Raw genomic sequence first — 21,517 nt, 5'->3', positions numbered from 1 at the left:
AAAAGCCGCAGGGAAGTCTGCGGCTTTTGTTTGAGTTGTAAAGTAGTGAAATTAATTTCTCAAAGGTTTTCCTGTATTGAGCATATGTTGGATTCGCTCAAGGGTCTTTCGCTGGGTACATAGATGTAGGAAGGCTTCGCGCTCAAGATCTAGTAGATATTGTTCGCTCACTTGAGCAGGTTCTGAAAGGTCGCCACCAGCCATTACCCAAGCCAGTTTATTGGCCATATGGGCTTCGTATTCTGTGGCATAGCCGCCTTCAACCATTTGATGTATACCTACGGCAAACATTCCCAAGGCTGAGCGGCCAAGTACTTTAAACTTATCGCGTGTTGGCATTACGTAGCCACTTTCAGCCAGTGAAATGGCCAAATTTTTCGCATCTGAGATAAGTCTGTTTTTGTTTAACGAAATTCGATCGCGCCCCTCTACCAAAAATCCAAATTCAAAAGCCTCAGTAGCTGAAGTGGCTACTTTAGCTGTCGCGATCTTGTAAAAATATTCGCGTAATACATTCAATTCAATGTCATCTTTAATGTATCGCAAAGCGCTGCGACGGGTTAACTCCTTTGTGCCTCCTCCGCCAGGTATCACGCCTACTCCAAATTCAACAAGACCCATATATGTTTCGGCAGCTGCTTGTACAGCATCGGCATGCAGCACCAGTTCACAACCTCCGCCGAGGGTCATTCCATGAGGAGCTACTACTACTGGAATTTGGCTGTAACGCACGCGCATCACTGTGTCTTGAAAGTATTTGATGGCAAAATTTAGCTCGTCATATTCTTGCTCTACTGCCATCATATACACCATCATAAGGTTAGCGCCTACAGAGAAGTTCGCTCCCTGATTGGAAATGACCACCCCTCGAAAATCGCGCTCAGCAAGTTCGATTCCTTTATTAATTCCTGCCAAAACACCTGATCCCAGGGTATTCATTTTTGAGCGAAACTCGATGTTTAAAATCCCATCGCCAAGGTCGATCACTGAGCATTCGGAATTGCTCCACACGGTAGAGGTATTTCGACGATGGTCGAGAATGATGATTCCTGAGAGGTCGGGTCTGATTTTAAAAGAGGCAGTCGGTATGTCAAAGTACTGTTGTGTTCCTCCGGATGTTTGATAAAACTTGTCTATTCCTTTTTCGGGTAGATCTTTTACCCATTGAGGCACTTTGTAACCTTGTGATTCAGTGAGCTCAATACCTTTTCGAATACCGAGAGCATCCCAAATCTCGAAAGGACCGTGCTCCCATCCGAAGCCCGCGCGCATGGCTGCATCTACACGGTAAAGTTCGTCAGATATTTCAGGAATGCGATGTGCTACATACGAAAACAAGGCTGCAAACGACTTTCGATAAAACTCTCCCGCCTTGTCCTGCCCGGCTATGAGTACCTTGTAGCGATCAGCGAGGTTTTCAATCGTCTTCGTCTGCTCCAGCGTCGGGAATTTTGCTTTTTTCTGTTCTCTGTATTCTAAAGTATTGAGATCGAGGCTTAGGATTATTGAAGTACCATCAGCATTCTTTACTTTTTTGTAAAAACCCTGACCAGTTTTATCGCCCAGCCATTTGTTTTCCATCATTTTCTGAATGAAGTCGGGCAAACGGAAGAGCTCACGCTGTTCGTCATGAGGCAGAGCATGATAGAGGCCGTTGGCTACATGCACCAGGGTATCGAGACCTACTACATCAGCAGTGCGGAAGGTAGCTGATTTTGGTCGCCCGAGCACTGGGCCAGTAAGTTTATCGACCTCTTCAACGGTAAGGCCCATATCGCGAATGGCATGGAAAATCGCCATAATGCCAAACACTCCCACTCTATTGGCTATAAATGCAGGCGTATCCTTGCACAGTACTGTGGTTTTACCTAAATAACGATCGCCCCAGTGTAGGAAAAAATCTGTAATAGCCGGGTCAGTATAAGGGGTTGGAATGATTTCTAAAAGAGGTAAATAGCGTGGAGGATTAAAAAAATGTGTGCCGAGAAAATTTCGCTTAAAATCTTCGCTTCTTCCTTCGGCCATTATGTGAATAGGAATACCTGAGGTGTTGGAACTAACGATACTTCCCGGCTTGCGATATTTTTCTACTTGGTCAAAAATGCTCTTTTTTATATCAAGTCTTTCTACTACAGCTTCAATAATCCAATCGCACTCCTTGATTTTTGGAAAATCGTCTTCAAAATTGCCTGTTGTTATTCTTGACACATAGCGCTGAGAATATACTGGCGAAGGATTGCTCTTAACTGCAGTGGCTAACGCTTGATTTACAATTCGATTTCGGACTTCCGGGCTTTGTAGAGTCAATCCTTTTTTCTCTTCTTCAGGAGTGAGCTCTCTGGGTACAATATCCAGCAACAACGATGGTATTCCTGCATTAGCAAGGTGCAGGGCAATGCGAGAACCCATTATACCAGAGCCAAGTACGGCAACTTTGCGAATCCAACGGTTTTTTGGTGTATTCATATGCAATGAGAAGTGTCGATTAAGAATAGGTCAAAAATAGACAAAAAAATATTATGCATGCATAAAATATCGTTCGCAAAAACATTAATCGAGCATTAGATCAAAACATTTCCAAAAAACGAACTTTCACTATTTAGGCTACTTATGATAACTCATAGTATTCTATAAATCTACCTTTTCCAAAAAAACCTCCTGAAATGAACTCCGCCCGATCCCTGATAAGCATTCTAGACTTCAGTGAAGTTAGACGATTCTAAGGTGTATATGGACAAAAAATTATACATCTACAGGCTCTACACCTACACAAGTATTACTTCCCCTCACGCCCGCGCAGGTTTGGCAAGTCATTTCTGTTCAGTGCCATTAAGTACCCCTTCCGGGGCAGAAGAGATCTCTTCGAGGGCCTTTTCATCTTCGACAGGTAGAACTTTCAGGAGTATCCGGTCATTAAAATTCCCTTTGCCAGCATCGGCTATCGCGAGATTTTGCTCTCAAAAGCCCTCAACCACGAACTCGATCGCATAGTTCTGAGCTATGGCCACTCACTTACTGGTCAGAGCCCATCGGTAAAGTTTAGCGAACTGATTAAATTGCAGCAAAATGACAATGGACCAGAAGGGGTTATTCTGATTGAATAGCTTGACAAGGATGGCTTCCACCTGGCTTGAAAAAAGCACAGTGTGCTCAAAAGCTTCTACAGAAAGACTCCGGCAATCACCTCCACAAAATCGGCATCAACTTCAACTCTCAAACACATCAGATAGAAGATCTACTGTGGTTGAAATTCTCAAATATTTTCCAAATCTCATAAAATAATGGAAAAAACCCTTTTAATATTTGCTTAACTTTGAAAAAATAAAGGAGAAATTCCTTTGTTTAGAATTAATCTAAATAAAAAATGAGAAAGATTCTATTACCTCTTTTCCTGATTTTCACATTACTACTCAGAGCACAAGTTCAAAATGAACCAACACCAACGACACAAGGACTTTGGGGAGCTGCTGAAAACAATCTAGGAGAACTATTTATGGTAGGCAATAATGGAATAATTATAAAACGAAACGCAGGTTGTACTCCTCAGTGGAACACAGTAACATCGCCTACTACCTCAGGATTACGTGCCATCGCATTTACAGGAGACAGCATCGGAATCGTCGTTGGAGTAAGCGGTACAATGCTGCGCAGCACCAATCATGGAAATACATGGACATCGATTACATCCGGCACATCAGCAGGCTTACTTGACGTAGTCGCAGACGACTCAGTTGTAATCGCTGTAGGAGGTGGAGCTGCCAGTGGAAATGTGGTCATCCGGTCGAATAACTACGGACTCACCTGGACAACTGTAGTGAATAACCTACCAGCATCACCGTTTAGTATTGCTAAAGTGACTGATAATACCTATGTGCTTTGCGGTGTTCAGGGCATCGTATATCGCTCGACCGACAAGGGGCTCACTTGGACCGCCATTACCGGACCTTTCACTGGCACACTTTCGTCAGTTGACTTTTTTGACAATGTAAATGGAATGATCTGCGGACAAAACGGCGTAGTATATAAAACAAAAGACGGCGGTATCTCATGGACAACTGTTAATGTAAATCAAACCACTTTTTACAACGGCGGTAAGTTATTAAAACCCTGGCGCTACCTGTTGGCAGGAAATGGTGGTGCTGCATTTCAGGCAGACTCTGCCGGTAATGGCGCGGCTGTAAACCTCAATACTTCACAAGCCATGAGGGTTGTCTATCAATACCGAGATCGAATTTATATTGCCGGCAATCAGGGTTTGGTGTACACTATTCCCTACGATGGCGATTACCCCACGCTTTTTCAGGAAAATTTTTGCGCTTTTACTGATAGCATTCAGCCTCCCGTAGGTTGGTCAAACTCCTCACCTTTTACCAACAGAGTATGGCGATTCAACAATCCTTTCCCCATCAGCCAGAATGTGGCGAGCCAATTTATACCCCCATTTGCAGCATATCAAAGTGGCTTTTTTGGATCGGGGACCGATAGTGCAATACTTACAACTCCTTCATTTAGCACGGTGGGAGCCATGTTGCCACTCGTGCAGTGGAATGAGTATGTGCAACCACCTATTTCAGGTACAATGACTATGTACATCCAGGCATTTTCAAACGGACAATGGAATACCATCTACCAGTCTAATGGTCCTATGGACGGAAACTCTTTCGTGTCTTTAGCAGCCTCACCAAAACTAAAGAATACTGCCAGACGTAGTGCCCGACTTCCATTGCCCAATCAAACTGGAATTCAATTGAGGTTTATTATTTCAGGTACTAATGCTGTGAATGGACTATGGCTTATAGATGATATACGAGTGATAAATGCCCCCTACGATATACGTATTGACTCGATCAACTATCATTCTACATGCCAGCCTGTAACTGCTGATAGTCCGGAAGCTGTAGTTTTTAACAGCACTAAAGTGGATCACTACCCGATATTATCGAGATTGCATACGCCTGCAGGATTCATTCATCGCACAGTGTATGAAACAGTGGCTCCGGAATCACATTATGTATTTTCGCTTGTTAATTCACCTATTGCAATTTCCAATGGCGACAGTTTGTTTGCTACAGTATTTTCTAATGATTCATCACTTTCTAACAATTCGAAACACTTTAAATATTCCTTTTTAGCATCATCACCTGGTATAAATGGTGCCTCCTTTACCCTGTGCGGAAATGATACAATTCAAATTAGTCTAACTCCGTCAGCAGGTATTGCAGTTCAATGGTTATTAAATGGGAACCCATACTCCAATCTGCCAAATGTTTCAATATTTCAGCCAGGAGTGTACACAGTAATTTACTCAAGTGGCAGTTGTGCAATAATCGACTCTATCGTGGTCAATCAGATTTTGCCTTTGCCAAATCCTTTGACTACAGTTCAAGACACTTTTGTACCTGCTACTAATCTGACAATACCCATTGGCACAGCTGATTCTATGCTTGTTTCAATAACACATACCACTAGTGGTGTTCTGATCCAATCAACTGTGACTGGAAATTTCACTTACAGCATGCCTGCTGCATTTGGCAGCATTCAGATCTCTGTGATTCTTTACAAAGACAGCTGCCAATTTACTTACAATAAAAATGCTTGGATTGTGTCAGGACTTTCTTTAAATGATAACGAGATAAGCGCCTTACGCATCTATCCAAATCCAGCTATGTCAGAAGTTTTCTTACAATACAAAAGTCCTATACAATCTCTTCGATTGTTGGATGCTTCAGGTAAAATTGTATTAGAAATCCGGGAATTTTCTGATGGCATATTAAAATTATCAAGCGTTAAAAGTGGGTTTTACTTAATTGAAATCGATGATATCGAAGGAAATACGCTCAGAAGGAAATTGATTGAGTACTGAGCTTTTTAAAACAACCTTAATATCCCCCTCCCGGCATGGTATCTTTGACGCCATGTCGGGTGTTTTGTTTCGCAATTTTTCATACATCACCTTATCTCAAGCGGCTAACTATTTGATTCCGTTGATTACCATTCCTTACATAAGTCGAGTGGTAGGCGTGGAAAAATTTGGCTGGCTCGAATTTTCGTATTCTATTGTCTTGTATTTTATTCAACTGGTAGAATACAGTTTCGACATCACCGCTACGCGTCGAATGGCAGTAATAAGCCATAACCCCATATTGGTTTCCAGGCTTTTCAGTACGGTCTTCTGGAGCAAAATGATTTTATGGGCAGCTAGCACTGCACTTTTTACTCTACTACTTGTAGTAAGTAGTACCCTCAGAGGGTATACATTACCCTTAATAAGCTACTATTTCATCACATTTTCTTTTGTCTTAAGTCAAAATTGGTATTTTCAGGGCCTTCAGAAATTGGGCGTTGTAGCTTTAGCAAATGTGGGGTTGAAACTCATCTTCGCATTTCTTCTCTTTATTTTCGTCAAAAGAGAAACTGATTACTATCTGGTAGCTGTAAGCACCACCATCGGCTATGTGTTAGTTTCTATTCTCACATTTTGGTATGCCTTTCGGCTTATTCCTGAGCTCAGGGTGTACTATCCGGGTTTCAAGCTAATCATTCGGAATATTAAAAATGGATTTTACATTTTCTCAGCAGGTATGGCCAATAAGTTCTATGCGCTCTCAGGAATGTACTGGGCCGGGACCTTAATTAACGCAGCTCAACTCGGCCAATTTAGTGCAGCTCACAAGTTGTTTATGGTCGTACAAAGCATGATGTTTTATCCGGTACAAATGACGCTTCTACCTTATTTATCAAAAAAAATGAAAGAAGGTTTTGATGTTTACAAAAAGACATTTTTTCGGTATTTAAAATGGATTTTACTTGCTACCTCCTTGGCATCTGCTTTTTTATACATGATGTCGCCCGTAATCTTTAAGGTGCTTTTTGGTGAAGATTTTTTGCACGCCTACTCTCTGTTTGACCTGTTTATTCCTTCACTGGTTGCAGGAGTTTTCATAAATTTAATTGTGTATCAAGCCTTCATACACCTGAAACGCGACGATTTGCACTTTAAAGTGCTTTTTGTAATGATGGTTATATCGATTGCTGGTAATTATGCCGCAATAAAACACTATGGAGCCGCGGGGGGAGCTGGTTTCCGATCGATCATGGATATGCTTTACGTGCTAATCTCTTGGCGGTGGCTTTCGCATGCCTTCAAACAACATTTTTCCAAAGCGTGAATCCTGAAGTTTCTGTAATTCTCAGCGTGTATAATGCCCAGCCTTATTTGGCTGAATGTATTGAAAGCGTGCTCGGGCAGAGTTATAAAAATTTTGAGTTTTTAATAGTAGATGATGGATCAACCGATGCCTCTTGGGAAATAATCGGGCACTATTCAGACGGTCGGATCCGGGCGTTTAAAATTGAAAACTCAGGGGTTGCAAGGGCAAAAAATTACTTGCTTGAAAAAGCTCGTGGTCGCTGGATAGCTATAATTGACGCTGATGATGTGTGGAATCCTTTAAAACTTGAGATTCAACTTAAATATCTTGAAAAGCACCCAGAGTACATCCTGGTGGGTTCTTTTGCGCAGATAATCGATAAGGATGGGAATCATTTGCACATCGAACCCAAAGTCACCGACGGGTTAACTATTACTAGATTGATTCAACAGAAAAATCTCTTTACGCACAGTTCGGTAGTATATAGTCGGCAGGCTGCAGCAGAAGTCGGCGGTTACAACACTGCTGTGCATCAATATTTGGCTGATTACGAATTAATGAAAGTTTTATGTGCAAAAGGTAAAGCGGTTAATCTGCCAGTAGCACTTGTAAAATATCGCATCGTACCCCACTCGGTTACAACCGAATTCAGACCAAAAAACAAAAAAACCTCTTTTCGAATTCGAATGGCCAATTACCATTACAGCCTGGCGCGCGTTTATTTTTTTTATGTACCTAACAATAAAAAATTTTTCAAACACCTTTTGCTCAGTATTCTTAATTACCCATCACTCCGTAAAGCTTATGCGCTTCTCTTAATTGGTACACTTCCAGTAATTCGTTCTATTCTTCGTAAGAAAGTGCTGGAAAGGGAGGGATTTGAATACCTTAATCAATTAGAAAAACCAGATCAGTATCTGGCTAAACTTAGTTGAGATTTCTGATTATGGTTTCAATCTCCATTTTTGTGCAAGCACCTTTGTCTTTGTTATACCACATCTGCAAGCCGTGAATAATTTTTTGAACATCACCAGTCGCTTTTAGGCGTAGGTACAGTTCCTGTGCATGAGCTGGCCTAGGTCCCCAGGAAGCTACTTCGTTGAGCTGATCATCTACAAAAATTACTTTTGGAATACTTCGGCTACCGTTAGTAAGGTATTCGTCCATTAAGTCGATGTGCTGATCTCTATAGAGGAAGCGGAGTGAAAGGCCATTTTGTAACGAGATGTAGTAGAGTATCGGAGAAATATGAGCTGCATCGCCACACCAGCTCTCGGTGAGGGTGAGCATGGTGATTTTTTTCTCAACTGTAAAGTCAAAAACGAAATGGCCTGGATTAAGCGTTTTTAGCCATCGGGTCATCCGTTGGTAGGCCATTTTGGTGTATTCGACATAATCGGATGATTGATTTAGACCTGAGGTTCCTGCCTCTTTTACTTGTATTTCAACGTCTTTGAGATAATCTTCGAAAGACATTGATACCTTCAACTTGGCAGCCAGCCATTGTTTTCTGTCGGTTTCGAGTTGAATCATTTTTGAAATTCCATGAAAACTTTACTCAAAATACTGATTGCTTCCAGCATTTGTTCTTCGTTGATGACAAGTGGTGGAGCAAAGCGGATGATATTTCCATGAGTAGGTTTTGCAAGTAGACCGTGGTCTTTAAGGGCCAAGCAAATGTTCCAGGCTGTTTTGCTTTTAGGAGTATCGTTTATTACGACTGCATTTAACAGGCCTTTTCCGCGTACTGTAGCTATTAGATCAGGGCGAAGGTTTTTTATCTTTTCCATTTCTTCTCTAAAGATAATGCCCATGCGATAAGCGTTGTCAGGCAAGTTTTCTTCGACCACCACGTCAAGTGCTGCCATTGCCACAGAGCAAGCAAGGGGATTTCCACCAAAGGTGCTACCGTGCTGGCCTGGGCGAATGGTAAGCATCACCTCATCATCAGCCAAAACGGCTGATACAGGCATCACCCCACCTGATAAAGCTTTGCCAAGTATCAAGATATCAGGCCGAGCATTTTCGTAATCAGTTGCGAGCATACGACCTGTGCGGCCAATGCCGGTTTGCACTTCATCGGCTATAAAGAGCACTTTATAATGTGTACATAATTTTCGAACACTAGCCAAATAACCCTCATCAGGAACCACTACACCCGCCTCCCCCTGAATGGGCTCTACCATGAAGGCGGCAATGTTTGGATTGCTGCTCAGTTCTTTTTCGAGTGCCTCCAGGTTATTGTAAGGAATGACTTTAAAACCTGGCATGTAAGGGCCAAAATTGGTAAAGCTCTCAGGATCGGTAGATGAGCTGATGGCAGCGAGGGTTCTACCCCAGAAGTTGTTTTCGGCAAAGAGAATAACAGCTTTGTTTTCAGGTATTTTTTTTACTTCATATGCCCACTTTCTAGCGAGCTTTATGGCTGTTTCACCACCTTCGACGCCGGTATTCATGGGCAGTATGCGTTGGTAGCCAAAGAGCTCGCACATGTATTTTTCATATCTGCCCAAAACACTGTTGTAAAAAGCGCGTGAAGTAAGGGTGAGTTTTTGAGCTTGTGTGATGAGGGCGTCTATAATTTTAGGGTGGCAGTGACCTTGATTTACAGCAGAGTAGGCAGAAAGAAAGTCGAAGTAGCGCTTTCCTTCTACATCCCATACAAACACGCCCTGCCCGCGATCGAGCACCACGGGGATGGGATGGTAATTGTAAGCGCCATATTTTTTTTCAAGTTCAATCGCTTCGGCTGATGAAAAAATTGTATTTGTAAGCATATTATTACAATATTGAAAATCTGTTATGGACAAAAGTAATTAATTAGCGATGAGAAAATGTTTATATTAAAGCAAAAATGTACTAAAAATTAAACAGGTCAAATGCCCCTCTTGTTTGTCGGTCGATCAATAGGCAGCGCGCCTGAGCTTTTTTGCGGATGCTGCGTTCGCGACAGAAATAGACATTTTCAAACCGATAAACAAGGCCAAATTCGTGGGTGCCAGCCGTATTCTGCGGGCCAAGGGCCGAGAGTACAATATCGTAGCTGTATGTGAGGGTAAAACCTGTAAACTGATAGCCAAGGTTGAAGATCAAAGATTCAACACGGCGATCGACGAGCGGATATAGCTCTGAGCGCAAGCCTAAGCCAACAAGTACGTGATCACCAAAATTTGTACTTAGATGAACGGCATTGCTGGCCAGAGTACTTTGCCAATGGCGTACATAACCGAGTGAGAGGTAGTGTTGATTGCGATTGCGATAGGGTGAACTAAGTAAAAAATGGGTAAAAAAATGGGCCGTGTAACGTGTTGGGATTCTGTGGTCTAGACCAATCATGGTTTCCCGAGGTCTGTTGAGGTGGAAACCTGAGAACCCAAGGGAAAAAAAAGAACCCTCGCGTGAGAGCTCACCGCGAAAGAGTATGCCTGCAGAAAGGTCGTGGGTAAGGTTTGAGACGTCGTTTCCAATGTTGAGTACTGAAGTTGGCGATACAATACCTTGAAAGGGATCGATTTGGTCAGAAAAGACGAGCTTAGACCAGTCGATGCGCTTTTGAGCAAGGCCATACTGAAGGCCGGCGCCTATCAGGTATTTAGCCTTACGCATTTGGCGAAAAGGCCAATTTCGGCTAAAGAAGCCAGGTATATTTACAGATACGGAAGTAGCAAAATCGGTCTTGTGGTAGCCTGCCGGACCAACGATATGGTCGAAAAGTCTTAGGCCAAAACCTAGGCCCGATGTAGGGCAACCGATATCGGCTGTAGCGAGTGTAATGCTATGTGGGCCAGGTAAATTAGTCCATTGCTGGCGATTTACGACGCCTATGGTGAGGTCGCGATTTACACCAGCATATGCAGGATTGAGGTAAAGTCGGTTGATGTAAAACTGGGATAGAATTGGGTCTTGTGCAGAGGCAGAGAGAGAGATGCATATCATTAACAGCGCTGCGAAAGTGTGCTTTTGCCGAATGGCTGAAGCATGGATCGCTAAAAAAAGTGCGCTACTTACTTTCATGGCTGTTGTACGCTGCAAAAGAAAATACCCGTAAACTTGCTAAATGTGGTAATTGGGATAAGTTCATGTATTTTTTGCAGAGCAATGATTTTCTTGCTATTTGAGGTTGAATGGAAAAGGTGTGCAGTCTGGTAAATGATGTAGAAAAAACAATTGGATTCGAAAATATCACACGCTTCCTAAGGCTTTAGCTGCATAAAAAATCGAATCGGATATGAGCCACAGCTGGTGGAGTACTGCGTTACATTGAGCGAGGCTGGATGGCCCAGCAAGCTATCGCTGCCTTATCTGCAAAGGCCAGCAGGGCAGACGAGGCAGCCGAATGTTTTCCCCCCGGCCACAAGGTGAATATGAGCGGAGAGTCACAGACGAAATCAGCAAGAGCTGATTTATCTGGATAAACCTGACCCTGACGAAGATGGCTATTAGCATCCTGTCTGGGTAAATTCAAACGATTTTGCGAAGCGAGGTAAGTAAGGGGCGCGCCGAAGAAGTAATAAATAAAAAAGCCGCCTCTTGTAGGAGACGGCTTTTGAATTGGCTTATTGAAAGTTACTTCTTCATAATACGTGTGGTGTAGGTACCTGATGCTGTGGTTATTCTGAACACATAAACACCAGCAGGCCAGCTTTGAACATTTAGAGTAGCTCTTTCACTTACAGATAAATTGGCAACCTTCTGACCTTGCAGGTTGATTACCTCTACCTGAGCGGGCTGAGTAAATTCAATGTTTAGAAGCGATGAGGCGGGGTTGGGATAAATACGGCCGATTTCGAGGGTGAGCTCTTTAATGGATACCGGATAGTTGCCAGGGCTGCCCACATCGCCGTCGAGTGAAGTGTAGGCACCGTTTACGCCATTGACTGATAGACCCAAATTAACGCCGGCAGTGTCAAAATTGAAAGTGAAACCTGGTGTACCGTTGGACCAGCTTACTTTTTTTACTTCGCGGCCGAGGCTGTCATAGAGCACTACCATATCAGCAGCTGTGCCTAGACCCGGGAAGCCGCCAGTGCCTGTAAATTGATCGCGGCAGAGGATTTGCACAGCATTGGCTGGCATTTTCCACATTTGAGCGAAGGCGTTTCTGTTTGCTTGCAAGCCTCCCCATACTACGATGGCTTCGTTAGGTGCTATGGTTATACCGTTGGGGAACACATTAACACCTACGCGCTGCTTGTCGTCGTCCCAAGAGAAACCGTTGAGCGACACTGGAGTACTGCCGTAGTTTCTGATTTCGAACCAATCAGCGTTCAGATCTGAGTTTGTACTGATGGAGTTGAACATCACCTCGCTGATGGTGAGCTTAGGCAGCGGGATATTGACAGCAGGAATGAGGTCTTCCTTGTAACGGGGCTGTATTTGATAGCCGCCTACAAACGGTGGATTGGCTGAAGCAGTAAACTGGCTACCATGACCCCTCAAATGGAAGGTACCTACAGGGGCCGGTTCGTTGTTGAGGGTAGTCCATTGATTAATGCGGAGGAGGAAGGTATCAGTACCGTTGGTTACCAGCACGTTGAGGCCAGTGGTACTTGGTGTTTGCCATTGAGCAGGATCGACTAATGTCAAGTTTTTAAGCTCAATAATTCTTCCCTCTTCATTTTCACCTATTTGTGTAACGATAGCAGGTGCAGGTAATTGATTTCCAGTTGAGAGGATGGTAAGAGAATCGGGTTCAAACTGGAATAGGCCTCTGAACTGAGTAACCTTGCCAACAAGGCGCAGGCGCTGACCTTCGACTGGCACGAAAGAACCGAGTGCAGGACCTACTCTTCGCACCATACAGCCGGCAGTGTTGTTGTCATTGACCAGCCAGAACTGTGCACCTTGCTGGGTGGGGTTCAGGAGGTTTCCACCGGAAACTATTCCTTCAATTCGGCAGTACACATTCAACGAGTCGAGTACGCCCTGAGCATTTACGCTGCGCAGTTGAGCAATGTTGTAAGTAGGAATAACTGTGGGAGGAGGAGGCGGAGGTGTAGCTGTAGTAATGTCAGAAGCTCTGCGAGGCTGAATCTGATAACCTGATGTAAAGGGTGAAGTATTGTCAAACTGATTGCCGTGGCCGATCACGTTGAAGAAGCCTGTAGGCTGAGGTGTACCTGAGGCAGTAGTGTTTCCGTTGATGCGAAGGATGAATGTATCGTTTACGGTATTGTACACGCTGGCATTAAAGGAGCCTGAGGAGTTCCAGGTAGTGCCCGTTACGAGGCGAAGGCTATCGATGCGAATCAGGCGGCCTTCTGTAGCTTCAGTTGGTTTGGTTACTACAGCTGGATTAGGAAGTGGATTATTTTGTGACAAAACGATGATGGTGTCAACTGAAAATTGTATTAAGCCGTTGAATTGCCCTACAGTACCGGTGATTCTGAGGAAATCGCCTTCTGTGACGGTATATGAATTGTAGTTGGTCTGGCGAACGAGCAAACCTGCGTCGTTATTGGGGCTAATGAACCAGAATTCAACCCCGCCCTGTGCGGGAGTTCTGAGATTACCGCCAGATACAAGGCCTTCGATGCGGCATGATACGTTGAGCGAATCGGCTACCCCATTGGCATTCACACCTTTGAGCGCAGAGATGGGATAAATTGGCAATCCAGGACCTGCCTGTGGAGTGCTGGTAATTGTGATGTCGTCTAACCTTACACGCGGCCGAGAACCACCTGCCCCGGCGGCTGATTGGTAGTACACCCAGCGCACCTGTACGAGAGGTTGATTGTTGCAAGCCGCAGGCAAGGTAGCCGTGATGATGGCAGAGTCGCCTGCTACAGTTGAAGTGGTATAGAAGGCATTACCTGGTACATTGATGAAATTGGAAGTAGTATCCAGGCGATACTGTAATCTCAATCTAAATACGCGCGGATTGCTGGCATTTCCATTGCCGTCGCCCGGTGTGGCTGTTTGAGCTTTGAACGTAACTGTGATGTTTTCACGGCCAAGGGCATTGAGAGCTGCCACTGCGCTACCCACAAAGCGAGTGCTTGCCGCATTACCACTTACACAATTGTCCCACAGGGCTGAGCCGGTAGCTATGAAGAAGATTCCACTGTCGCCACCACCGTTGATGCGGTTGCGAGCTGTCAGGTTGTAGGCACAGTTCCACACACCAGTTCCAGGAGCAGTGCTGTCGTAAGTAGCTGATGTGGGGTCATTGCTGAAGTAAAACATCATATTGTTTGGGAAGGTACCTGCCGGAGCTGCGGCCGACCATTGGTTGAAGGTGAAAGCACCTGTGCTAAGGTTAAATGGCGTTGGTTGCTGAGCAACTACACCAAAAGTTACGAGCGAAAAAAACGCAAGTAGAATTTTTTTCATACATTGAAAATTTGCTACAAAGTACTTTAAAAATCGGATGTCATTCGGCTTTCTTAACAATAAAATAAAAGAAGATCGTGAATCTTAGTTTTTTATTAAGAAATTTTAAACCTGATAATCAAAGGATTAATTTCAATTTTTGAATCAATCATTTGAATACTGAGTGAGTTACAAATAGATATAAGCGAATTAAAGCAAAGTTAATCAAAGGCATTAGCCAAACGAACTCCTTAAAAACAGTACATTTGTGCGCAACTTTATTAGTTGCAGCATATGGACTTAGGTAAAATTTTGTACGAGGGCTATACTTATGACGACGTTCTCCTCGTACCAGCCTATTCAGAAATACTTCCTAGAGAAGTTGATATTACCACGCGATTCACACGAAACATAGAGCTGAAAATACCGATCATAAGTGCTGCTATGGACACTGTGACCGAATCGTCTATGGCCATAGCAATAGCTCAGGAAGGAGGTATCGGGGTGCTGCATAAAAACATGACTATAGAGCAGCAAGCCATTGAAGTGCGCAAAGTAAAACGGGCTGAGAGCGGTATGATCGTGGATCCGGTTACACTACGCCCTGATGCTACTGTTCTTGAGGCTAAAAAGATCATGAGCGAATACAAAATTGGCGGCATACCCATCGTAGATGAAAACAAGCACTTGATTGGTATCTTAACCAACAGGGACCTTCGCTTTGAAAACGACGACTCGAAAATGGTGGGCGAGGTGATGACCCGCGAAAGGCTAGTAACTGCAGGCGAGAATACAAGCCTACAAGAAGCAGAATCTATCTTACAAAACCATAAAATTGAAAAGCTCCCCATAGTAAATAAAGAAGGGGTATTGGTAGGACTCATCACTTACCGAGATGTGAATAAATTAAAAGTAAAACCCAACTCTTGCAAGGATAAACTCGGGCGCCTTCGTGTAGCTGCAGCTGTGGGAGTAACGCCCGACATACTTGAGCGCGTTGATGCTCTTGTTGCCTCATTTGTTGACGCGATCGTGATCGATACAGCTCATGGACATTCGAAGGGGGTAGTAGAGGCATTGAAAAAAGTTAAGTCAAAATACCCGGAACTGGATGCGGTCGTCGGAAATATTGCTACCCCTGAGGCTGCTCGCTATCTGGTAAATGCTGGTGCTGATGCAGTTAAAGTAGGCATAGGTCCCGGTTCGATTTGTACCACACGCGTTGTGGCAGGTGTTGGATTTCCACAGCTCAGCGCTGTGATGTACGTGGCAGAAAGCATTGCCGATACCGATGTGCCCGTAATAGCCGACGGCGGCATCCGCTACACAGGCGACATAGTTAAAGCCTTGGCCGCAGGCGCTGATTCCGTAATGCTCGGCTCCATGTTGGCCGGTACAAAAGAAGCCCCTGGAGAAACCATCATTTACGAAGGCAGAAAATACAAAACCTACCGGGGCATGGGATCTATCGAAGCCATGCAATCAGGCTCTAAGGACCGCTACTTTCAGGATGTAGAAGACGATGTGAAAAAATTGGTGCCTGAAGGCATCGTCGGTCAAGTACCCTACAAGGGGGAAGTCTCTGAAGTGGTGTATCAATTTATCGGCGGCTTACGAGCAGGTATGGGCTACTGTGGCGCTAAAGACATAGATACTCTAAAGAAGACGGCACGCTTCGTGCGCATTACACAGGCCGGTGTCACTGAGAGTCATCCGCACAACGTGATCATTACCCGCGAAGCTCCCAACTACAGCCGATAAGAAAGCCATCGTTCTATATTTGCCAAAACTTAAAAGCAAAAAGATGACAAAAAAACTCCTTACAACAGTACTCTTGTTTGTAAGTATCACTTTTTCCGCACTCTCACAAAAAAACTCTTCTAAAATACTCTTTACCATAGACAATGAGCAGGTTTATGCCGATGAATTTTTAGCCATCTATCGCAAAAACAGAGACATAGGTCAGCAACTCGATCCAAAAAGTCCGGAGGAATACCTCAGGATGTACATTGATTTTAAACTCAAAGTAAAAGAAGCTCGCACTCAAGGCCTTGACACTTCAGAAAACTACCGAAACGAGTTTAACACCTACAGAGCGTCTCTGGCAAAGCCTTACTTTGTAGATAACACAGTAAACGAAGCTCTTGTACAAGAGGCCTATCAGCGCATGCAAAAAGACATACGCGCCGGCCACATCATGCTCGAACTCCCTCAAAATGCCGGACCTTCTGACACATTGAAGGTGTATAATGAAATCATGAAACTGCGTCAAGACATTCTGGCTGGTAAAATAACCTTTGAAGAAGCTGCACAGAAATACTCTAAAGACACCTACAGTGCCCGTCAGGGAGGCGATTTAGGGTTTTTCACCGTATTCAACATGGTATATCCTTTCGAAACAGCCGCATACAATACACCTATTGGCCAAATTTCCTTGCCCATCCGCACACAATTTGGCTACCACCTGGTCAAAAAATACGAAGAGCGCCCTGCCCGTGGCCAAGTAGAAGTTGCACACATCATGATAAGTGTACCTCAGAATGCTGACTCATCTCAGATTGCAGAAGCTGAAAAAAAAATATATGAAATTTTTGAGCGAATAAAAAATTTTGAATCCTTCGAAGCTCTTGCACGTCAATATTCCGACGACAAAGCATCGGGAAGAAACGGTGGTAAACTCCCTCCGTTCGGCATTAATGTGATGGTTAAAGAGTTTGAGGACAAAGCTTTCAGCCTCAGCGTCCCATCTACCTACACTGAGCCCTTTCGCACTCAATACGGCTTTCACATCGTTCAGTTGATTAAAAAGTATCCAATCCCCTCATTTGAAGATGCAAGAAAAGAATTGGAGGTAAAAATTCAGCGCGATGGAAGAGGAAACTTAAGCCGCGAGGCTGTACTCGAGCGTCTTAAAAGAGAAAACAATTATCAGGACTATCCTAAAAACATAAATGCCATTGCCAAATTTCTCAAACCTGCCTATCTGAAAAACGAATGGAATCCTGAGAATTACGACCGCAAAATGAAAAAGCCAATTTTCACTTTTGCAGGTAAAACGTTTAAACAATCTGATCTCATTGATTTCATGCTTTTAAATCAGGCGCAGGACGCAAAAAGTGAAACTTTGGAAAGAGAAGTTTGGAAAAACTTTCATCGATTTGTTGAAACCTACATCTTCTCCTACGAAGACAGCCGTTTAGAAGAAAAATATCCAGAGTTTAGATATCTCGTAAATGAATATCGCGATGGAATTTTGCTGTTTGAAATCATGGAGAAGGAAGTTTGGGGAAAGGCTATCAAAGACAGTATCGGCTTAAATGAATTCTTTAGAAACAATCAATCAAAATATCAGTGGAAAGAGCGCATGCGCGCTACTATTGTGAAAGTAACAACTGATGCCATAGCCAGACAGGTAGAAAAAGAGCTAAAACGCAATGTTCCAATAGATACTCTTGCAGCCCGCTTTAATAAAATAAATCCACTTGAAATAAGCTTCGAAAAAGGAATTTTTGAAAGAGGTACAAACCATATTATTGATAGTGTCTGGGGCAAAAAAGGATTAAACAAATTAGTTAATAAAGAAGATGATCGTTCAGTTTTTGTGATTATTCAGGAATATTTGCCAGCCGGTCCTAAAACATTTGAAGAAACACGAGGAATAGTTATAACGGACTATCAAAATTATTTAGAAAAAGTTTGGCTTGAATCTCTGAGAAAGAAATACACCGTTACTCTCAATCAAGAGGTTTTTGATTCTATTGTCAAAGAACTTTAATGCTTAAAAAAAGACATCAAATAGTTTTTAAAACAATACAGGCTGTGATAATTTTTTGTATCACAGCCTGTTCCTATTTTAAAAAACCAGAAGAGAAAGGCGACACATCAAACAATCAAAAGACAATAGCTCGATACAAAGATCAGTATTTATTTTTGAGCGATATTTCAGAATCACTTGCCAACGCTGAGAATGAAAACGACAGCCTGGAAATCATACAGCGAATGGCGCAAAATTGGTTAAGAAATAAAGTGCTTATCGACAAGGCTTTATTAAACCTCGGTGATGAAATCAAAAAATTTGAAAAACAGATCGAAGATTACAGAAGAGATCTAATAATATACGCCTATGAACAGGCTTATATCAATCAAAATCTCGATACAAACGTATCAGCTGCAGAAATATCAGAATATTATCAGAACAACAAAAACAATTACCAACTCCGTGATAATATTGTAGTATGTGACTACGCTATTTTTCCACTATCAACGCCCAAAATTTTAGACGTAAAAAGAAACTTTTTTCAAGCAAAATCGAAGAAAGAAATCGCTTCGCTGGAAGAAGCCGCATTAAAATATGCGAGAGTGTACTCAAGGGGTGACACCAATTGGTATAATTTTTCAGAAATTATGAAAATTATTCCTTTTGCCTCTGAAGCCCTACTGACAGTATCAGCTCCAAAACAGCTAACGTTTGAAGACGAGAAATTCCTATATCTGATCAATATTAAACAAGTACGTTCGAAAGATTCTCCCGCACCGCTCGAATATGTATCAGAATCGATCAGAAATACCATTCTGAATACCAGAAAATTAGAACTTCTTCGCCAACTTGAAGAGAACCTTTTAAAACAAGCTTTAGATCAGAAATACATTGAAATTTACGTTAAAGAAAAGTCGAAACAATAAGAAGAGAAATGACCTTACCTGGTAAAATATTTTGTCGTCAAAATTTACTTTTTGTGATTGTACACTTGTTAACAACCGCATACATACTTTATGCACAGGAAAGTAAAAAAGTAGTAGACGGAGTAGCAGCGGTAGTAGGAAGCAGAATTATACTGAAAAGTGAAATCGAGGCTAACCATGAAAATCTCGTTCGCCAAGGGCAAATGGAAAATACTTTGAAGGACATGTGTAAAGTGTTTGAAGACCTTTTACTTGAGAAATTGCTCATTCATCAAGCAGAAATTGACTCTGTGGTAGTGACCGATGAGGAAGTAGATGCCAATATCGAACGTCGTATTCAAATGATTATACAACAAATTGGCTCGGTGCAAAAACTCGAAGAGTTTTACAAAAAGTCAATCATCGAGATCAAGGAAGAGATGAGTGAAATGATCAAAGACCAAATGACTGCCGAAAAAATGCAACGAAAAATCACGGAAAAAATTGAAGTAACTCCTTCTGAAATTCTGGAATATTTCAACTCCATACCTTCTGACAGCCTGCCAATAGTGAATGCAGAAGTAGAATATTCGCAAATCGTGCTGTATCCCAAAATTCGAAAAGAAGCCAAACAAGAAGCCATCGATAAGCTCAAGCGACTAAAAGAGCGAATCGAACGCGGCTCATCTTTCGCTTCTATGGCTGTATTGTATTCTGAAGATCCCGGATCAGCAAAGAACGGTGGTGAATACAGAGGAATAAAAAGAGGTCAATTTGTCAAAGAATTTGAAGCCGTAGCCTTTAACCTGCGCAAAGGCGAAATCTCCGATCCTTTTGAAACAGAGTATGGCTTTCACATAGTTCAACTTCTGGCACGTAGAGGTGAGGAGCTCGACTTGCGCCACATATTGATTAAACCAAAAATCGACGATGAAGACCTTGAAGAAACCAGTCGTAAGTTAGATTCTATACGAACTCTAATTGTAGAAGGTGTTATCAACTTTGAAACTGCTGCCGAGCGTTTTAGTATGGATGAAAACACACGCTACAACCGCGGTTTGGTAGTTAATCCATATACCCTCGACCCTGCATGGGAGATAGGCAATATCGAACGCGATGTATTCACCGTGATTCAGAATTTAAAACCCGGCCAGATTTCTGAACCTGTATTTTTCCGCAAGCCCGATGGCAAAGAGGGATTCCGCATCATTCGCCTAAACAAGCGCACTGAAGCACATAAAATCAACCTACAAGACGACTACAACAAGATTAAGCAGCTTGCGCTGATGGACAAGCAAAACAAAGTTCTCAGAAATTGGATTGAGAAAAAACTTCAAAGCACTTACGTTAGGCTAAATCACAATTATTACAATTGCACCTTCACGAATAGTTGGATAAAAAACCTGGCCCAGAATGAGTGAACCGAGGGAAATACAAGAGGCTAAAGCTCTAATCGAAAAATTTAAAGATCTTAAGAAAGAAATTTCAAAAGTAATTATTGGTCAGGATGAGGTGGTCGAACAGCTGCTCATTAGCATTATGTGTCAGGGCCACTCTCTTCTGGTAGGTGTACCAGGTTTGGCAAAAACACTGCTCATCAATACGCTAGCAAAAAGCCTTGGCCTTCAATTTAACCGAATTCAATTTACCCCCGACCTAATGCCCTCTGACATTATAGGTGCCGAAATACTGGATGAAAACAGAAAGTTTAAATTCATTCCCGGGCCTGTATTTGCCAATGTGATTTTGGCCGACGAGATTAATCGCACTCCCCCAAAAACACAAGCTGCCCTACTCGAAGCCATGCAAGAAAAGGCAGTAACCGCAGCGGGTCATCGATACAAATTGCCTTTGCCATTTTTTGTCTTAGCCACTCAAAATCCCATCGAACAAGAAGGAACCTATCCCCTGCCAGAAGCGCAATTAGACCGCTTTATGTTTAACATCGTGCTCGACTACCCGAGCAGAAAGGAAGAAATCGAAATCGTAAAACGAACAACGTCAGATGTGTCGCCTGAGATTAACGTGGTTTTTACAGAAGACAATATCTGGAAAGCCTCAGGTGTGATCCGTCAATTGCCCGTAACGGATGTAATTTACGAATATGCCATCGACTTAGTGCGCAGAACGCGACCCGGCGATAGCAAGGCTCCTGAGATTACCCATAAATTTCTAAACTGGGGCGCTGGTCCACGAGCATCACAATATCTTGTAATGGCAGCTAAGGCATACGCTTTCATTCATGGAAAATTCACTCCCGATGTAGAAGATGTGCAGAAAATGGCCTTACCAGTACTTCGCCATCGCATAGTGCGTAACTACCAAGCCGAAGCTGAAGGTCTTAGCACCGACGATATCATTAAAAAACTTTACTAACCATGTACTCAGAAAGA

At 42.9% G+C, this 21,517-nt stretch carries 15 protein-coding genes; 10 read left to right on the top strand and 5 right to left on the bottom strand.

Annotated elements, in window-relative coordinates; translation table 11 throughout:
• Positions 1–51: 51 nt before the first annotated feature.
• Positions 52–2,466: a 3-hydroxyacyl-CoA dehydrogenase/enoyl-CoA hydratase family protein gene (locus ACK4EX_RS10625; RefSeq protein ID WP_409772604.1), complete on the bottom strand. Its 2,415-nt coding sequence runs from the start codon at positions 2,464–2,466 to the stop codon at positions 52–54.
• Between the two features lie 275 nt (positions 2,467–2,741).
• Between ACK4EX_RS10625 and ACK4EX_RS10620 the strand changes: the two genes are divergently transcribed.
• The 5 genes from ACK4EX_RS10620 (at position 2,742) to ACK4EX_RS10600 (ending at position 8,086) form a co-directional block, all read left to right on the top strand.
• On the top strand, positions 2,742–2,891 hold the full coding sequence (locus ACK4EX_RS10620) for an AAA family ATPase (RefSeq protein ID WP_409772759.1): 150 nt from the start codon (positions 2,742–2,744) through the stop codon (positions 2,889–2,891).
• Positions 2,892–2,951: 60 nt separating this feature from the next.
• On the top strand, positions 2,952–3,104 hold the full coding sequence (locus tag ACK4EX_RS10615; RefSeq protein WP_409772602.1) for a hypothetical protein: 153 nt from the start codon (positions 2,952–2,954) through the stop codon (positions 3,102–3,104).
• 260 nt (positions 3,105–3,364) lie between these two features.
• Positions 3,365–5,863, top strand: a complete 2,499-nt coding sequence (locus ACK4EX_RS10610) for a YCF48-related protein (protein ID WP_409772600.1) — start codon at positions 3,365–3,367, stop codon at positions 5,861–5,863.
• Positions 5,853–7,169: an oligosaccharide flippase family protein gene (locus ACK4EX_RS10605; RefSeq protein ID WP_409772599.1), complete on the top strand. Its 1,317-nt coding sequence runs from the start codon at positions 5,853–5,855 to the stop codon at positions 7,167–7,169. The genes ACK4EX_RS10610 and ACK4EX_RS10605 overlap by 11 nt, the downstream gene beginning before the upstream one ends.
• Positions 7,166–8,086, top strand: a complete 921-nt coding sequence (locus tag ACK4EX_RS10600) for a glycosyltransferase family 2 protein (protein ID WP_409772596.1) — start codon at positions 7,166–7,168, stop codon at positions 8,084–8,086. Before ACK4EX_RS10605 ends, ACK4EX_RS10600 begins: the two co-directional genes overlap by 4 nt.
• Here the strand turns inward: ACK4EX_RS10600 and ACK4EX_RS10595 are convergent.
• The 4 genes from ACK4EX_RS10595 to ACK4EX_RS10580 form a co-directional block, all read right to left on the bottom strand.
• On the bottom strand, positions 8,079–8,684 hold the full coding sequence (locus ACK4EX_RS10595; protein WP_409772594.1) for a thioredoxin family protein: 606 nt from the start codon (positions 8,682–8,684) through the stop codon (positions 8,079–8,081). The two genes, ACK4EX_RS10600 and ACK4EX_RS10595, sit on opposite strands and share 8 nt — an antisense overlap.
• The gene (gene rocD / locus ACK4EX_RS10590) at positions 8,681–9,928 is read right to left on the bottom strand and encodes an ornithine--oxo-acid transaminase (protein ID WP_409772592.1); all 1,248 of its coding nucleotides are present in this window, start codon (positions 9,926–9,928) and stop codon (positions 8,681–8,683) included. The genes ACK4EX_RS10595 and rocD overlap by 4 nt, the downstream gene beginning before the upstream one ends.
• An 82-nt stretch (positions 9,929–10,010) precedes the next feature.
• Positions 10,011–11,165, bottom strand: coding sequence for a PorP/SprF family type IX secretion system membrane protein (locus ACK4EX_RS10585; RefSeq protein ID WP_409772590.1), 1,155 nt, complete (start codon positions 11,163–11,165; stop codon positions 10,011–10,013).
• Between the two features lie 552 nt (positions 11,166–11,717).
• Positions 11,718–14,483, bottom strand: coding sequence for a T9SS type A sorting domain-containing protein (locus ACK4EX_RS10580; protein ID WP_409772588.1), 2,766 nt, complete (start codon positions 14,481–14,483; stop codon positions 11,718–11,720).
• Between the two features lie 273 nt (positions 14,484–14,756).
• Here ACK4EX_RS10580 and guaB point away from each other — a divergent pair, with 273 nt between their 5' ends.
• The 5 genes from guaB to ACK4EX_RS10555 are packed head-to-tail and all read left to right on the top strand — an operon-like array spanning position 14,757 to position 21,500.
• Positions 14,757–16,223, top strand: a complete 1,467-nt coding sequence (gene guaB / locus ACK4EX_RS10575) for an IMP dehydrogenase (protein WP_409772585.1) — start codon at positions 14,757–14,759, stop codon at positions 16,221–16,223.
• A gap of 43 nt (positions 16,224–16,266) precedes the next feature.
• Positions 16,267–18,237 carry a peptidylprolyl isomerase gene (locus tag ACK4EX_RS10570; RefSeq protein WP_409772582.1) on the top strand — a complete coding sequence of 657 codons (1,971 nt, stop codon included), beginning with the start codon at positions 16,267–16,269 and terminating at the stop codon, positions 18,235–18,237.
• Between the two features lie 44 nt (positions 18,238–18,281).
• Positions 18,282–19,145, top strand: coding sequence for a hypothetical protein (locus ACK4EX_RS10565; RefSeq protein WP_409772580.1), 864 nt, complete (start codon positions 18,282–18,284; stop codon positions 19,143–19,145).
• Between the two features lie 53 nt (positions 19,146–19,198).
• Complete coding sequence (locus ACK4EX_RS10560; RefSeq protein ID WP_409772578.1) at positions 19,199–20,545, top strand: peptidylprolyl isomerase; 1,347 nt, start codon at positions 19,199–19,201, stop codon at positions 20,543–20,545.
• Positions 20,538–21,500 carry an AAA family ATPase gene (locus ACK4EX_RS10555; protein ID WP_409772575.1) on the top strand — a complete coding sequence of 321 codons (963 nt, stop codon included), beginning with the start codon at positions 20,538–20,540 and terminating at the stop codon, positions 21,498–21,500. Before ACK4EX_RS10560 ends, ACK4EX_RS10555 begins: the two co-directional genes overlap by 8 nt.
• Positions 21,501–21,517: the final 17 nt, after the last annotated feature.

The sequence above is a fragment of the Thermaurantimonas sp. genome (assembly GCF_046299575.1).
Classification (GTDB): Bacteria; Bacteroidota; Bacteroidia; order Flavobacteriales; family Schleiferiaceae; genus Thermaurantimonas.
Note: the sequence above shows the minus strand (reverse complement) of the source record. Positions and strands in the feature narration are given on the sequence as shown.

Coding starts and splice junctions, on each gene's coding strand:
- ACK4EX_RS10570 (WP_409772582.1), top strand. CDS start 16,267: ATGACAAAAAAACTCCTTACAACAGTACTCTTGTTTGTAAGTATCACT.
- ACK4EX_RS10595 (WP_409772594.1), bottom strand. CDS start 8,684: ATGATTCAACTCGAAACCGACAGAAAACAATGGCTGGCTGCCAAGTTG.
- ACK4EX_RS10555 (WP_409772575.1), top strand. CDS start 20,538: ATGAGTGAACCGAGGGAAATACAAGAGGCTAAAGCTCTAATCGAAAAA.
- ACK4EX_RS10585 (WP_409772590.1), bottom strand. CDS start 11,165: ATGAAAGTAAGTAGCGCACTTTTTTTAGCGATCCATGCTTCAGCCATT.
- ACK4EX_RS10580 (WP_409772588.1), bottom strand. CDS start 14,483: ATGAAAAAAATTCTACTTGCGTTTTTTTCGCTCGTAACTTTTGGTGTA.
- ACK4EX_RS10610 (WP_409772600.1), top strand. CDS start 3,365: ATGAGAAAGATTCTATTACCTCTTTTCCTGATTTTCACATTACTACTC.
- ACK4EX_RS10625 (WP_409772604.1), bottom strand. CDS start 2,466: ATGAATACACCAAAAAACCGTTGGATTCGCAAAGTTGCCGTACTTGGC.
- rocD (WP_409772592.1), bottom strand. CDS start 9,928: ATGCTTACAAATACAATTTTTTCATCAGCCGAAGCGATTGAACTTGAA.
- guaB (WP_409772585.1), top strand. CDS start 14,757: ATGGACTTAGGTAAAATTTTGTACGAGGGCTATACTTATGACGACGTT.